This window comes from Pseudomonas sp. LBUM1674 (genome assembly GCF_059695635.1).
The window spans coordinates 2361328-2376194 of the sequence record NZ_CP166779.1; the positions used below are offsets into that span (position 1 = coordinate 2361328).

Annotated in this window: 12 protein-coding genes; 2 read left to right on the forward strand and 10 right to left on the reverse strand. The window is 61.6% G+C overall.

Annotated elements, in window-relative coordinates; genetic code table 11:
• Nucleotides 1–277: 277 nt before the first annotated feature.
• From ACA067_RS11040 to ACA067_RS11085, 10 genes are all read right to left on the reverse strand, one after another.
• Complete coding sequence (locus ACA067_RS11040) at nucleotides 278–1237, reverse strand: D-isomer specific 2-hydroxyacid dehydrogenase family protein (protein WP_497461777.1); 960 nt, start codon at nucleotides 1235–1237, stop codon at nucleotides 278–280.
• Nucleotides 1234–2421 carry an acyl-CoA dehydrogenase family protein gene (locus ACA067_RS11045; protein WP_497461778.1) on the reverse strand — a complete coding sequence of 396 codons (1188 nt, stop codon included), beginning with the start codon at nucleotides 2419–2421 and terminating at the stop codon, nucleotides 1234–1236. The genes ACA067_RS11040 and ACA067_RS11045 overlap by 4 nt, the downstream gene beginning before the upstream one ends.
• Before the next feature lie 193 nt (nucleotides 2422–2614).
• Complete coding sequence (locus tag ACA067_RS11050) at nucleotides 2615–3625, reverse strand: ABC transporter substrate-binding protein (RefSeq protein ID WP_497461779.1); 1011 nt, start codon at nucleotides 3623–3625, stop codon at nucleotides 2615–2617.
• 13 nt (nucleotides 3626–3638) lie between these two features.
• The gene (locus ACA067_RS11055; RefSeq protein ID WP_497461780.1) at nucleotides 3639–4328 is read right to left on the reverse strand and encodes a peroxiredoxin-like family protein; all 690 of its coding nucleotides are present in this window, start codon (nucleotides 4326–4328) and stop codon (nucleotides 3639–3641) included.
• Nucleotides 4325–5671 carry an LLM class flavin-dependent oxidoreductase gene (locus ACA067_RS11060; protein ID WP_497461781.1) on the reverse strand — a complete coding sequence of 449 codons (1347 nt, stop codon included), beginning with the start codon at nucleotides 5669–5671 and terminating at the stop codon, nucleotides 4325–4327. The genes ACA067_RS11055 and ACA067_RS11060 overlap by 4 nt, the downstream gene beginning before the upstream one ends.
• Before the next feature lie 27 nt (nucleotides 5672–5698).
• Nucleotides 5699–6661: an ABC transporter substrate-binding protein gene (locus ACA067_RS11065; protein WP_497461782.1), complete on the reverse strand. Its 963-nt coding sequence runs from the start codon at nucleotides 6659–6661 to the stop codon at nucleotides 5699–5701.
• 352 nt (nucleotides 6662–7013) lie between these two features.
• Nucleotides 7014–9488, reverse strand: a complete 2475-nt coding sequence (locus ACA067_RS11070) for a TonB-dependent receptor plug domain-containing protein (RefSeq protein ID WP_497461783.1) — start codon at nucleotides 9486–9488, stop codon at nucleotides 7014–7016.
• Nucleotides 9489–9603: 115 nt separating this feature from the next.
• Nucleotides 9604–10473 (reverse strand): TauD/TfdA dioxygenase family protein, encoded by an 870-nt coding sequence (locus ACA067_RS11075; protein ID WP_497461784.1) that lies wholly within the window; start codon nucleotides 10471–10473, stop codon nucleotides 9604–9606.
• 102 nt (nucleotides 10474–10575) lie between these two features.
• Nucleotides 10576–12159, reverse strand: a complete 1584-nt coding sequence (locus ACA067_RS11080; protein WP_497461785.1) for a rhodanese homology domain-containing protein — start codon at nucleotides 12157–12159, stop codon at nucleotides 10576–10578.
• Entirely contained in the window at nucleotides 12156–12764 is a 609-nt protein-coding gene (locus ACA067_RS11085; RefSeq protein WP_497461786.1) for a cysteine dioxygenase family protein, read from the reverse strand. Before ACA067_RS11085 ends, ACA067_RS11080 begins: the two co-directional genes overlap by 4 nt.
• Before the next feature lie 231 nt (nucleotides 12765–12995).
• Here ACA067_RS11085 and ACA067_RS11090 point away from each other — a divergent pair, with 231 nt between their 5' ends.
• Together ACA067_RS11090 and ACA067_RS11095 are read left to right on the forward strand one after the other, a co-directional pair.
• Nucleotides 12996–13901: a LysR family transcriptional regulator gene (locus ACA067_RS11090; protein ID WP_497461787.1), complete on the forward strand. Its 906-nt coding sequence runs from the start codon at nucleotides 12996–12998 to the stop codon at nucleotides 13899–13901.
• 123 nt (nucleotides 13902–14024) lie between these two features.
• On the forward strand, nucleotides 14025–14819 hold the full coding sequence (locus ACA067_RS11095; RefSeq protein ID WP_497461788.1) for a class II aldolase/adducin family protein: 795 nt from the start codon (nucleotides 14025–14027) through the stop codon (nucleotides 14817–14819).
• The last annotated feature ends 48 nt before the right edge of the window (nucleotides 14820–14867 follow it).

Genomic DNA, 14867 nt, shown 5'->3' on the forward strand with positions numbered 1-14867 from the left:
TGCAGTTCCGTGGGCCTCCACCTGGTCAGGGGTCGGTAATGGTTGTAACAATATTTGTATAAATAGGCGCTGTAAAAGTCCGAATAGTTATAAGGTAATTATAAAAAACTAACATTAATATTTATTATTAAATGCGTATATCTGATGTTTATTTTTTTGGCTGACATGACGCAATCGCGGGCAAGCCCGCTCCCACAGGTAATGTGCATAACCTGTGGGAGCGGCGGTGCGACGATTCGACTTGCCCGCGATGACGGTGGATGGGAATGACTCGGGATCAATACCCGCGCTGTACGTCCGCCTGATTCTCCAGCGCCAGGCCATTGAGGTAGCGCTCGAGATTGGCCAGGAAACTGTCGGCAATCTCGTGACGACTGTTGCTGGAAATCGCCGAGGTATGGGGCGACAGGCGCACCCGAGGGTGGGCGTAGAGCGGGTGTCCGTCCGGCAGGGGCTCGGGTTCGGTGACGTCCAGTGAAGCCAGGCCGACGCTGCCCGTTTCCAGTGCCTCCAACAACGCCCCGTGGTCGAGCAGGCCACCCCGGGCGATGTTGATCAGGTGCAGGCCGGGCTTGGCGCTGGCCAGCACGGCGCTGTCGACGATGTGTCGGGTCGAAGCGGTCAAGGGCGCGGCCAGCACCAGGTGATCGGCGCGGGCAAACAGGTCATGGATATCCCGCGCGGCTTCCACGCCTTCTACCTCGAACGGCGTCTGGCTCTGACGCAACGCCAGCACCTTGATGCCCAGGGCATGGGCCTTGGTTGCCAGGCTGCGACCAATGGCGCCGAAACCGAGAATCCCCAAGGTGGTGCCCTTGAGCGGCGTCAGTGCGGTGAAATTCCATTGCGAGTCGTGCACCCAAATATCTGGCAGGCGCTTGGCCGCCGCGAAAATCGCAGCCAGGGCGAACTCGGCGATGTTCTCGGCGGCGCTGCCGCGGGAGGTGCTCACCGGTGGGCCGTTGAACAGCCATTTCGGGTAGAAGTCGATGCCCGAAGACACCACCTGAATCCACTTCAAGCCATAGGGCCAACCCGGTGGCGGCGTGTCCGGCGCTTGATAACCGCGCACGTTGATCGGCCGCGCCAGCAGGATGCCAACCTCGGCCGGCAGGTCGCTGGGCACTCCGGCCGGCACGCCGATGACGCGGGCACCAGGGTGGGTTTGCGCGAGGCGCTGGCGGATCACTTCGTTGAAATCTTCATCCAGTTGGCTGGCGATGACGAGCTGGCTCATGGGCGTTCCTTTGGCTGGCGCTGGGCGAAGACCGCTTTGCCGACGCCTTGCAGGACGGCGTCGTTTTGCGGGGTGTGAACCCGGCTGCAGAGCACGTCGCGATAATGCCGTTGCAGCGGATTGGTGCGTGACAGGCCCGGGTTGCCGGAGGCCTCGATGGCCAGCTCGACGGCGCGGATGGCGTTGCCGGTGACCAGGTATTTCAGTTGCGCCGCGTGACTGGCCGGGGTGTGGCCCTCGGCGGCGGAGTCGAGCAGGCTGCGGTTGGCGAACAGCAGGGTGTCGATGTGGCCGACGGTTTCCTGAAAGCGCGGCAGGGTTGACAACGCCGCGCCGAGGTTCGACGGCGCGCGGCTTTCCAGCCAGCCCACCAACCAGTCGCGCGCCGCCTGGGCGACCCCGTCGTAGACCGAGGACAGCAACACCGACATCCACAGAAAACCATCGCCATCGAGCTCGGGTTGCGGCGCGCTCCAGCGGCTGACGCTGACCGCGTGATCCAGGGGCACCAGCACATTGTCGAACACCACCTCATGGCTGCAGGTGGCGCGCATGCCCAGATGGTCCCAATCCTCGATGATGCTGATGCCCGGTGTGTCCTTGTGCACCAGCCAGGCGCCGACCAGCGGGTCTTCATCGTTGCTGCGCGCCCAGACGCTGAACCAGCTCAGGCCATGGCTGCCGGTGGAGTAGATTTTCCGCCCGCTGATGCGCCAGCCCGCCGCGGTACGCCGGGCGATGGTCGCCGGCAGGCCGCCACGGGCCGGGGTGCCGAGGTCGGGTTCGACGCGCAAGGCGTTGATCAACGCGCCACGCTCGACGGCGTCCCGGGCAACCTGCTGGCGCAGCGCGTCAGGCCAGCTTCGACTGTCTTGCAGTCGTGAGTGCTGCAGGTATTGCATCACCAGAATCAAGGCCGTGGAGGGCTCGCCCTTGGCGATGGCACTGATGGCCTTGCGTGCTTGTGCCAGGTTCGCGCCGCCACCGCCCAGGGCCTTGGGTACGGTCAACGCGACCAGGCCGTGTTCGTGCAACAGCTTGAAGTTGTCGTGGGGAAAGGCGCCGCTCTCGTCATACAGGTGGGCCGTGGCGGCCAGTTGTGCGCCGATGTTTTCGAGCAGGGTTTCGAATTGCGCCACTTCGACGGATCGCAGTGGTGGGGAATGTTGGGAAGAAAGACTCATGGTGGATTCACTCGATCAAAAAAGCGTGAGAGCCGGTATCTGTTCATGTACGACACAGCCCCCTGTAGGAGCTGCCGAAGGCTGCGATCTTTTGATTTTGAAGATCGAGATCAAAAGATCGCAGCCTTCGGCAGCTCCTACAGGTGTCAGGGCAAGCCTCCTCATTACAGGGTTCGGTGTATGGCCACAGTGCTCATAACGGCAGCAACGGGAAGTTTTTGTCCCACAACGGGCTGACGTCGAGCCGTTCGCTCAACACACCCGCATCGAAGAACAGATCCGCAACCTCCTGCTGCGAATCAATGGCCTGATCGTTCACGGCAATGATTCTCGACGGCTGGCTACGGCTGTTGTACATGTCGAGAAACACCGCTTTGTCGACCCCCAGCAATTGCGCCGATTTCGCGGCCCAGGGCTCGGGATTGTTGTTGATCCATTCCAGCGTGCGTGCCTGGCGCTGCAGGTAGTCCTGGATCGCCTGCTTGCGCAGCGGATCTTCCAGTGCCGCGGGGCGCGCGGCGATCAGGTAGTTGCCCGAGAGGTAACCCAGGGCGGTTTTCAGCACCCGGGCGCCGCTGCGGAATTTCGCCAGCTGGATAAACACGCCATAGATCACCCAGGCATCGAGCTGGCCACTCTGGAAAGCACTGAAACCATCCTGGGGCGTGAGCGCCACCGGGGTGATGTCCTTCAGGGTCAGGCCTTGTTCCTTCAGCGCCTTGATCAGGAAATAGTGCGAAGTGGTGGAGCGCACGTAGCCGACCCGCTTGCCGCGCAGTTGCGCCACCGATTCCAGGGTCGAGTCCTTGGGGATGAGGAACACCTGGTTGTTCACATCGCCTTGCAACACCGCGATCAGCCGCGGTTGGCGATGGCTCTGGATCGAGAAGATCGGTGGAATCTCGCTCATGCCGCCAACGTCCAGGCTGCCCGAGGCCAAGGCTTCGACGATCAGGTTGCCGCCGGCGAACTCGGAGTAATCGACTTTGTAGGGCGTGTTGGCGGTGCCGGCGTCTTCCGTGAAATACGAGTCCTGACCCCGGTAAGTGGCGACGCCCAGGGTCAGGTCCGAGAGCTTGTTGGCCTGGGCGAATGCACGCGGCGCCAGTCCCAGGGAAGACAGCCCCAATGCGCCAAGGGCGATAGAGCTGGCCGTCAGGAAACCGCGACGATTGAACTGTCCCTGTGTGATCTTTTTCGTCATGGTCAGGCTCTTGTCAGATGGCGAGTTGCAGGGGGGATTGCCCCAGCAGTTGTTCGACCGCGCGCAATACCGGATCGGCTTCGGTGCGCACCAGCCAGTCGGGGCTGACTTCGGCGAAGGCCACCGTGCCGTCCTTGGCGATGACGACCACAGTAGGCTGCGGCAATTCCCAGGTGCCGGTGCCGGTGCCGGTGGTTTCACCGATGCCATTGCCCTTGGCCAATGCCGCTTTGCGGGAGGCTTCATCGAAGCTGTAGAGAATGCCCAGGCGCCGGCCGAGGCTGTTGTCCGGGTCACTGGCCACTTGCAGTTCAAGGTTATGGCGGGTCTTGATCTCCACCAGTTTTTCCGGCACCTGCGGGCTGACCGCCACCAGCGGCACGCCCAGTGCGTGCAGTTGCGGATAGAGCCGGCGTTGGTAATAGGGGATGGCGATGTTGCAGGCCGGGCAGCCGGCGAAGCGGAAGAAAATCAGCACCGCCGGACCGTTGGCGAGCAACTCGTCGCGGCTCAGACTGCCGCCTTCGACCTTCAACAGGGTGAAGGGCTCAAGCGAGTCGCCGGCCTTGACGAAGTCCTCGACCCTGGCTTCATCCACCAGGCGCTGGCGTTGATCGATATTGACTTGCAGGGCCGCCGGCTCCCAGGTCGCCACACGTTCGGCATGCAGGTTCGCCAACAGGCGGTTGAGGGATTCGCTCATGCCAGTGCCTCGCTGTTCTCTTCAACCTGAGTGATGGAATGACGGTTGGCCGGTACCTCGAGACCGAGGTTATCGCGCAGGGTGCTGCCGCTGTATTCGTCGCGAAACAGACCGCGCTGTTGCAGCACCGGCACCACCAGTTCAGTGAAATATTGCAGGCCATCCGGCAACAGCGAGTTGATGATGAAACCGTCCGCAGCGCCTTGTTCAAACCAGGTCTGCAGGGCATCGGCCACCTGTTCGGGCGTGCCGACGAAATCGCGCCGTGGTCGGGAGAAGCGCAGGGCGACTTCGCGCAAGGTCAGGCCTTCATCCCGCGCAAACTGCTTGATCCGGTCCGATCCGCCTTTCTGGCTGTTGGAACCCAGGTCGCCCAGCTCGGGGAATGGCGCATCCAGCGGGTATTGGCTGAAGTCATGGTCATTGAACGGCCGACCGAGAGCGACGATGGCATCCTCGATGGTCACCAGTTCCACCGCTTGCTGGTAGCGGCTTTCAACTTCCGCTTCATCACGCCCGACGATCGGGCGGATGCCCGGCAGGATCGACAGCTTCTGCGCCTCCCGGCCGAAGCCGCTGGCCCGTTGTTTCAGGTCCTGGTAGTAGGCGCGGGCTTCGTCGAAGGACTCGGGGCTGACGAAAATTGCATCGGAGTTTTCGGCGGCGAAACTGCGTCCCGCCTCGGAGGTGCCGGCCTGGAATATCACCGGTTGACCTTGCCGGGAGCGAGCGATGTTCAGCGGTCCTTTCACCGAGAAGAATTCACCCCTGTGCTCCAGGGCGTGCAGCTTGCCAGGAGTGAAAAACTCGCCGCTCTGCTTGTCGTAGGCGAAGGCATCGTCTTCCCAGGAATCCCACAGGCCCTTGACCACGGCGACGTGCTCCTTGGCGATGCGGTAGCGCACGGCATGGGGCGGGTGCTCGGCCTTGCCGAAGTTATCGGCGGTGCCGCTGAGCCAGGACGTCACCACGTTCCACCCGGCGCGACCGCCGCTGATGTGGTCCAGCGAGGCAAACTGGCGCGCGACCTGGAAGGGTTCGGTGTAGCTGACCGTGACAGTCGCCACCAGGCCGATGTGGTGCGTGGTAGCGGCCAGGGCCGAGAGAATGGTCAGCGGCTCGAAGCGGTTGAGGTAGTGCGGGCTGGATTTTTCATGGATGTGCAAGCTGTCGGCGATGAACACGAAGTCGAACTTCGCCGCTTCCGCCAGCTGCGTCTGCTGCTTATAGAAATCGAAGTTCACGCTGGCGTTGGCCAGGGCCTGTGGATGGCGCCATTCGCCCCAGCCATGGCCGACGCCATGGACCATCGCACCGAGTTTCAGTTGGCGTTGTTTGCTCATGGTTCTACTCCTGAATCAGTCGCATTGTTAGCGCGATGCCTGGTTAAGTTGCGCACGCTTGGCGTTGAAGCTCTTGTCGAAGCCTTGGGAGACGTCGATGTGTTTTGTGAGAATGCCTTCTTCCTGATAGATGTCCGCGGTGGTTTGCAGGCCGCTGATGACCTTGTCGTCAATCTCCACGGGTTCCATGTGGGTGCCTTTGGCCACGGCGACATGCACCGCCAGCGGCAAGCCGGTCACGCGCGCCTGGGCGGCGGCGTATTCCTCGGGATGGGCGTTGGTCCAGCGGTAGGCACGATCGACCCGGGCGACGAAGTCTTCGAGTTGCTGGCGTTTGCCGGCGATGGCCTGGCTGGTGGCGGCCAGGTACAAATGGTTGGTCAGCAGGGTTGCGCCACTGGCCAACACCTTGGCCTGATTCTGGGTGGTGGAAATGGTGGTGTAGGGGTCCCAGGTCGACCAGGCATCGGCGCTGCCGTTGTCCAGGAGGATTCGCGACTCGCTCGGCAGCAGGTAGATGAACTGCACGTCGTGGGTGCTCAGGCCGACGCTGCGCAAGGCTTTGATCGCCAGGAAGTGGCCAATGGAGCCGCGGGTGGTGACGATCTTCTTGCCCTTGAGGTCGACTGGATTGTTCAGCGGCGAATCCTTGGGCGCGAGGATCGCGGTGGTGTAGCGGCCTTCGGCATGCACGATGCTGACGACCTTGATCGGCGCACCGGCGCCGAGGGCGAATACGTAGGGCGCGTCGCCCAGGGCGCCGATGTCCACCGCGCCGGCATTCAACGCTTCGCCCAACGGGGCGGCGGCCGGGAACTCGGAGAACTGGATGTCGTAGGGCACGTTCTTCAGCTCACCGGACACTTCCAGCAGCACCTTGATCGAGGACTTCTGATTGGCCACCAGCAATGGTTGAAGGTCGCTGGCCTGGCTCGATGCAGCGAAGCCCAGGGTGCAAAAGAGGCTTAACAGCAGGGGTTTTAGTGACATGGGAAACTCCAGGCGGGTGGTTGCGTTTCGTGTTACCTCCGCCTGGAGAAGGGGTCGGTCTGGAGTTGACGTTATCCCTATAAAAAGTCGCTGTGAAATTCTTTATAGTTATATGCTAATTATTAAGTTAGCTGATTATGTGGTTTATAATTATTAAATTAATGCATTTAATGCGACGCCAAAGATCCTCAGCTTAAGCGCCAGACCTGTGGGAGCGAGCCTGCTCGCGAAGAACGATGACGCGTACTGCCTGAAAAACCGTGGTGTCTACTTCGCGAGAGGCTCGCGCCCACAGGTCTGCGGCGTATGATCGCCCTTCACTGGCAGGACTTTTCCCCTTTATTCAATACCGTCAGAAGTTGTAAGCCAGCCGCGTGTAGTAATAGGCCCCACCAAACCCGAACGGCGAGAACTGGCCGTATTTGTAGCCACCGGCCCAATCCTGGATGCCGTTCTTGTCCGGGTACACGTTGAACAGGTTGTTGGCCCCCAGCGCCACCGTCAGGTGTTTGCTCAGGTCGTAGGCCACGTCCAGGTCGGTAATCCACTTGGCGCTGAACTTGCGGTCGTTCACCGGGTTGTTGTCGCCCTCGATGTAACTGCCGAAACGGGTGACGGCCAGGTTCAGGTTGTAGTCGGTGACTTTCCAGTTCGCCGCCAGGATCAGTTTCGATTGCGGCGTGGCGACGGTCAGGTCCTTTTGCAGGCGCCGGTCGAACAGCTGGTAGCTGGAACCCAGGCTGCTGAGTTGTGGCGGGTTGTCCTGGAGTTTTTCGATCTTGGTCTGGTTCCAGTTATAGGCCGCGCTCCAGCGGATCTGGCCGTACGTGTCCAGTTGCTGGCGATACTCGTTGATGATGTCGATGCCACGGGTGCGGGTGTCGACGGCGTTGGTGTAGTACTGGGCAAACAGGCCGGGGGACAGGCCGTTGGCGACGAGGATTTGCGAAACCGCCGGGCCACCGAGCAGGCTGGTAGAGACGATGCGGTCGCGGATCCCGATTTGATAGAGGTCGGTGGTCAGGCGATAGTTTAGCGCAGGCTCGTAGGTGAAGCCGAAGCTGTAGTTCAAGGACTTTTCCGGCTTGAGTTTTTCCGCGCCCAGGGCCTGGGCTTCGGTGGTGTCCACCGGCAATACCTTGACCGGCACCGAGACCTGCTGGCCGTTGACCACGCCGCCGGAGGTGAAGGTCGATGAGGCATAAATGGTCTGCGCCAGGGACGGGGCGCGAAAGCCGTTATTGATCGTGCCGCGCAGGGCGAAGGCGTCGGTGAACTGGTAGCGGGTGGAGAACTTGCCGCTCCAGGTGCTGCCGATGGCCTGGGTGTAGCGCTCGTAGCGCGCCGCCACGCCCACGTACCATTTGTCCGTTACGTCCAGGCCCAGATCGACATAGCTGGCGACGTTGCTGCGACTGATCTCCCCGGCATCGGCGGGGCTGGTGCCGTTGTAGGAGGCGAGGCCGGGCAATGGTGTCCGACCGGCAAAGGGGCCGCTGGGGATGACATAGTTGCCGGGGGTGTAGGACGCATAGTCGCCGGGCTCGATCTGGTATTTCTCCCAGCGGTATTCGAAGCCGAAGGCGGTTTGCAGCGGGTTCTTCAGGCCGATGTCGAATCCGCGATTGAAGTCGAGGTTGTTGGTCCACTGATCGAAAATCTGCGAGGCCAGATGGAACGAGGTGGGGCTGGTCGGTCCCCAGGATGGGTTGAGGGTATTGCTGGCGTTGAGCGTCGAGTCGTCCTCGCCCCAGGTTGAACTGGCGTCATAGTTCCACCCGCCGACCTCGCCCTTGAAGCCACCCGCAACCTGAAAGTCGATGGTGCGATTGCGCCGCTGGGCGTGGACGCCATCAGGGTAGGGGGTGTTCGGGTCGCCGGCCAAAGAGTAGATATCGTTGGGCCGATAGTTGCCCGTGATCTTGGTGGTTTCCATGTAGCTGGCGGTAGAAAAGGAATAGAACGTCAGGTGATCCTCGATCGGCAATTCCAGGTTGTAGCTGGCGTTGGTGACCTTTTCCCGGCCCAGCCCGTAACTGGGGTTCCAGCCATGGCGATTGACGGTCTGGTCGCGGCTGTCGGGGAAACCAGGCGACGAGTAAAGGTTGCCGGTGGCGCTGCCGGAGCGGTCGAAGGGTTCCTGTGCCTTGCTGTCCAGCGCCAGGTTGGCGAAGCCGTCGTTGGGCAGTGCCAGGCCATAGTTGATCGTCTGGTGCACGGTGTCGCCGTCACCACTGCCGTAGCGCCCGAATGAGGTCTCGGCGCTGCCGCCGCTGTCGTTTTCCTTGAGAATGATGTTGATCACCCCGGCGATGGCATCCGAACCATATTGCGCGGAGGCGCCGTCGCGCAGCACCTCGATGTGATCGATCGCCGAGACGGGAATCAGGTCGAGGTTGACCGGCACCGCCGCCGTGCCGATCCGGGCCAGGTTGTTGATCAACGCCGTGTTGTGCCGCCGTTTGCCGTTGACCAGCACCAGCACCTGATCCCCGGACAGGCCGCGCATGGTCACCCCGCGCACCGACCAGGAGGTGCCGCCGCCATTGATCGCCGGCAGGTTGAAGGAGGGCAGCAGGCGCGCGAGCAATTCCTTGAGGCCGACCTTGCCGCTGGCCTGCAATTGTTCGGCGCTGATCACATCGATCGGCGAAGGACTGTCGGTGATGGTGCGTGGCTGGCTGCCGCGGTTACCGGTCACCACCACCGTGCTCAGGGTTTTGTCCGAGGCGCTGTTGTCGGCATGGGCCTGGATGCTCGCGGCCAGCAGACTGAGGGTTGCGGCGGCGTAATAATCGAGTTTCTTGCGGCTGCTGAATGAGCTCATGACGCGACTTCCTGAAAGATTGCACGCACAGGCGAACCCCTTCGCGAGGGTTCGCGAATAGCAGGGGGGGGCCAGGTTTGCCATCCTTAATCGATGGACATGTTTTTGAGGGGGATCAGGCCGCGTTGGCGCGTCTTGTCCGATGAGGAATGTCGTCATAAGCGATCAGCACCCGTTCCATGCGGCGCGGGTAGTCGCCGTAGTTGTAGACCGGGTAGTGCAGGGTCGAACGGTTGTCCCAGAACGCCACCGAGTTTTCCCGCCACTTGAAGCGCACCTGGTGTTCGGGCTTGTTGAATTCCAGCAGCAGGCGATTGATCAGTTGCTTGCTCTTCTCTGGCGTCCAGCCGATCACCGAAGGGTTTTGCGAGAAGTTGATGAACAGGCCGTCCTCGCCGGTTTCCGGATGGGTGCGCACCAGCGGATGGGCCAGGATCGGGTAGTCATAGCCGACCTTGTCCAGTGACGACTTGAAGTCGTGGACCACCTGCAAGTCATCGATTTCTTCGCGCAGCTCGTCGGGCAAGGCGCGATAGACCGCAGCCGTGTCGGCCCACAGGGTATCGCCGCCCACCGGGGGCAAGTCGACCGCGCGCAACACGGCGCCGAGGGTGGGCTGCAACAGCCAGCTGGTATCGGTGTGCCAACGGCCGCTGATCCTCGGGCCGTAGAGTTTGCGTTCGTCCTGGGCCTGGATCAGGTGCGCTTGCGGTTGTGTCGGGTCGTTCTGCCGGGTGGTGGGATGAACATAGAGCTCACCGAATTCGCGAGCGAAGGCAATCTGCTGTTCGGTGCTGATGGCCTGGTCGCGGAAGAAGATCACCTTGTGTTCGAGCAGCAAGCCGCGCAGTTCGTCGCGCAGCGCCGGGGTCAGCGGCTGGCGCAGATCGATGCCGGCGATTTCCGCGCCGATGGTGGGTTCCAGGCGAGTGATCTGCAGTGTTTTGGTGGCCTGTGAAGGGGCGTGGTGCAAGACAGCGGACATGATGTAAATCCTCTCGATTGTGGGTTCAGCCTCCGCCTGGAGAGGGGTCGGATGTTTAGTGAAGCAGCCCCTGTACCTGTCAAGGCACAGGGGCGCGGATTGCTAGATCACGAAAAAGCCATGGGTACCATCGCGAGCAAGCTGGTCCACCAGCCCGAACTCCCAGTCCAGGTAGGCTTGCATGGCTTCGCGAGGGTTATCGGTGCCTTCGTAAGGGCGGCGATAGCGATCGATGCGCGGGGACGCCAGGTGAATCTCGCCTTCCTCCAGTGGTTGTTGCGCGGCGATCCAGCTGGCGGTGCCGCCACCCAGCAAAAACACTGCCTTGCCGGTCAGCGCCTCGACCTCGGCGACCGCCAGGCGTGCCAGCTGGCTGCTGCCGCAGGTCAGCACGTAGCGCTGCGCCGTCGGCACCTTCGCCAGGGCTTCGCGCAGTTGTCCGCGCAGCACCCACCAGGCACCCGGGATATGGCGTTTGACGTAGTTGGCGCTGCTGGTGAAATCCAGCACGGCGGTGTCGCCATGGCTCAGCCAGTCGGCCAGGGTCTCGGGGCTGATTTCCTCGGCCTGCCGTGGAGTGGGGACCGGGGCCTGCCAGGCACCGTTTTCGCTGAAGTGCACCGGCTGCAGGTCATCCAGCACGTGCACCTCCCAGCCCAGTTGCGCGAGCCAGGACGCCGACATGTTGGCGCGCACGCCATCGTCGTCGGCCAGCACCAGGCGCGCGCCGCGCACACTGGCGAAATGGTCGGTCTCCTGCACCAGTTGGCCGCCCGGTGTCGAGCGGGCGGCGGGCAGGTGGCCGGCTTCGAATTCTTCCGGCGTACGCACATCGAACAGGTAGGTGCTGCGTGCCGGCTCCTGCTGCCAGCGTTGCAGGTCCGCCAGGGTCGCGCGGCCCACCAGGGCCTTGTCGGCAACGCGGCGGGCATCGCTGGCGGCGATTTGTCGGTGTTCTTCGCTGGTCGGGGCGAAACGCCGCGACTGGCCATGCTGCAGTGTCTGACCGGCCAGGGTCCAGCCGATGGTGCCGTTGCGCAAGGCTGACACCGGGTTGGCGATGCCGGCATTGATCAGCGACTGGGTCCCGATGATGCTGCGGGTACGCCCGGCGCAGTTGACGATGATACGCGTGGCCGGGTCCGGCGCCAGCTCGCGGGCACGCAGCACCAGTTCCGCCCCCGGTACGCTGATGCCGGTGGGAATGCTCATGGTCTGGTATTCGTCGAAACGCCGGGCATCGAGCACCACCACGTCCGCCTCGCTGTCGAGCAGCGCCTGCACCTCTTCCGCCGCCAGGGACGGAGTGTGGCGCTGGCTTTCCACCAGTTCGCCAAAGGCTTTGCTCGGCACGTTGACGTCGATGAACAGCTCGCCGCCGTTGATGCGCCAACCTTCCAGGCCGCCTTCGAGCAGGCTGACCCGGGTATAGCCAAGGTCCTGCAAACGCTGGACAGCGATGTTCGCCAGGCCTTCACCATTGTCGTAGACGGTCACTTGGGTATCGCGCCGGGGAATCCGTGAATACACCTCAAGCTCAAGTTTCGACAATGGAATGTTGGCCGCAAACAGTGGATGTGCCTCAGCGAAGGGGGCTTCTTCGCGCACATCCACCAGCGCCAGTTCTTCATGGTTCAGCAGGGCCTGGCGGATCTCGGCGTAGGAGCGGGTAGGTGCAGTGCTCATAGGGCTTGGCTCTCTTTGGACAAATCCCAGATATTGGGGAGAAAGGCGTTGGAATAACCGGAGATAAACAATTTCTCGCTGCCGTCGGGCTGGTACACCGCGCGGCGCACGGCACCGATGTTGGCGCCATAGACATGGATGCTGATCGAGACCTGATCGTCGAAGGCGTTGCTGACTTGATGAATGTCGCCGATCTTCGGCGACACCGCCTCGATCTGACCTGGCACCAGCTGTATACGCCGGCCCTCGGGCACCAGGCTGCCGTCAGGGTTACGGGCGAACCCTTGCGAGTACTCCGAACCGCGCAACATGCCGATCAGGCCCCAGACCCGATGATCATGGATGGGCGTGCGTTGTCCCGGCCCCCAGACAAAACTGACGATACTGAAGCGCTGGCGTGAATCGGCATGCAGCAAAAACTGTTGATAGCGTTCTGGATCCGGTTGGGCAAAATCGTCGGGCAGCCAGTCGTCATGGCTGACCAGTTGCGCGAGCAGCTTACCGCCGCGATGCAACAGATCACCCTCGCGAGGGTTGCCGTCGATCAATTCAGCCAGGGCGCCTATGAATGCTCTGAGTCTCTCCGGGTGTCGGGCCTGGGTCATGGCGATTTCCATTGTTCGTTCTGAAAGTTGACCTTTTGATTTAAGCATAATGTTTTAGATCAATATGCGATTGTTTAATGATTAGGTTATAGCCGAAAGGAATTAATAACCCGGTTGCATGACCTATGACGGCAGTGAACGGTGCTGAGGAATACGGCGGACTATCCAGATCCCAACAATAGAACTATGCTTTTCAGACATCTTATCGACTGTTCTCTATGTGCGGGCCAAATGAAAATTGATGATATCGACGCCTTTGTCGAAGTGATTCGTTGCCAGTCCATCAGCCATGCCGCCGAGTCGTTGCAACTGACCCAGCCGGCCATCACCCGGCGCGTGCAGAACTTTGAGCAGGCGTTGGGCGTGGAGCTGTTCGACCGCAACACCAAGCCACTCAAGCCCACCCTGATAGGGACCCGGGTGTATGAACAGTGCCGTTTGATCCTGCGGGAAATGGATGCATTGCGCGAACTGGTGGCCACCGATGCACCGCCCACCGGGTTGTTGCGCCTGGGCGTTCCGCAAACTATCGGTGATGTGGTGCTGCTCGACGCACTCAAGCATCTGCGCATCGAATACCCCGACTTGCGGGCGCAGGTGGCCACGGGCTGGGGCAGTCAACTGGTCGGCAAGATCGAGCGCGGGGAGCTGGATGCGGCGGCGGCGCTGTTCCCGGCGGGCAAGATTTTCCCGGACAACATTGTCGGCGAGTCGATCGGCAAGATGGAGCTGGTGGTGGTGTGCGCCAAGGTGCAAGTGCCCAAGCGTCCCTGCAAACTGGCTGACGTCTACCAGAGTGGCTGGATTCTCAACCCCGATGGCTGCGGCTTCCGTGCCGGCTTGCAACGCACCCTGTCGGACCAGGGCCTGGCCCTGCGGGTCAACCTGGAAACCTTCGGTACCGAATTGCAATTGGGTCTGGTTGCTGACGGTCTGGGACTTGGCCTGGTGCCGCGTCCGTTACTGGAGCGCAGCGCGCATTTCGATCAGTTGGCGGTCATGCCGCTCAAGGATTTCAAGCCGGTGATGGACCTGTGGCTGATCTATCCACATTTCCTCGGCAACCTGCAGGGACCGGTCGACGCCTTTGGCAAACTGGTCGCCGGATCGCTGCAAAAGATCAAGAGCGCGGCGTGAAGAAGGGGAGCGAAATATAATAAAAAAAAATGATAATTAGCTTAGATTAAAATGTGCTTTTTATTATTTTTTTGCTTCCCATAGGCTTGCTGGAGACCTTAAGGCCATCCAGGAAGTTTTGCCATGAGCAGCGTCAGTCCGTTATCCAGCGTCTCGAAAAATGTTCGCCAGCGCGTCAGCCCCGAAGAATGGGAAGTGCGTGTCAAACTGGCCGCGGCCTATCGGCTGGCGGCCCTGTTCAAGTGGACCGACCACATCTACACCCATTTTTCTGCACGGGTGCCGGGGCCGGACGAGCATTTCCTGATCAATGCCTTCGGACTGTTGTTCGACGAAATCACCGCCTCCAACCTGGTCAAGGTGGACATCGACGGCACCATAGTCGACGACCCGACGGGGCTGGGCATCAACTACGCCGGCTACGTGATCCACAGTGCCATTCACGGCGCGCGTCCGGACTTGCAAGCGGTGCTGCATACCCATACCCGCGACGGCATCGCGGTGTCCGCCCAGCGTGACGGCCTGTTGCCGATCTCCCAGCACGCCATCGGTTTTTCCGGACGCGTGGCTTACCACGGTTACGAAGGCGTGGCGCTGGACCTCGACGAGCGCGAACGCCTGGTGGCGGACCTGGGGGATAAAAGCGTGTTGATCCTGCGCAATCACGGGTTGTTGACGGCGGGCATCAGTGTCGAGCATGCGTTCCAGCAACTGCAAGGACTCGAGCGCGCCTGCAGTATCCAGATCGCGGCGCAGGCTGGCGGCAATGCCGAATTGATCTTCCCACCGGCGGAAGTGGTGGCCAAGGTCGAGAAACAGGCCGAGGTGTTCAAGAGCGGGGATGGGCCGGGTGTGGCACGCCACTGGAATGCGCTGATCCGGCAGTTGGAGCGCACGGATATCGAGTACAAGAACTGAGCCTACCCTGTAGGAGCTGGCTTGCCTGCGAAAGCGGTCTATCAGCCA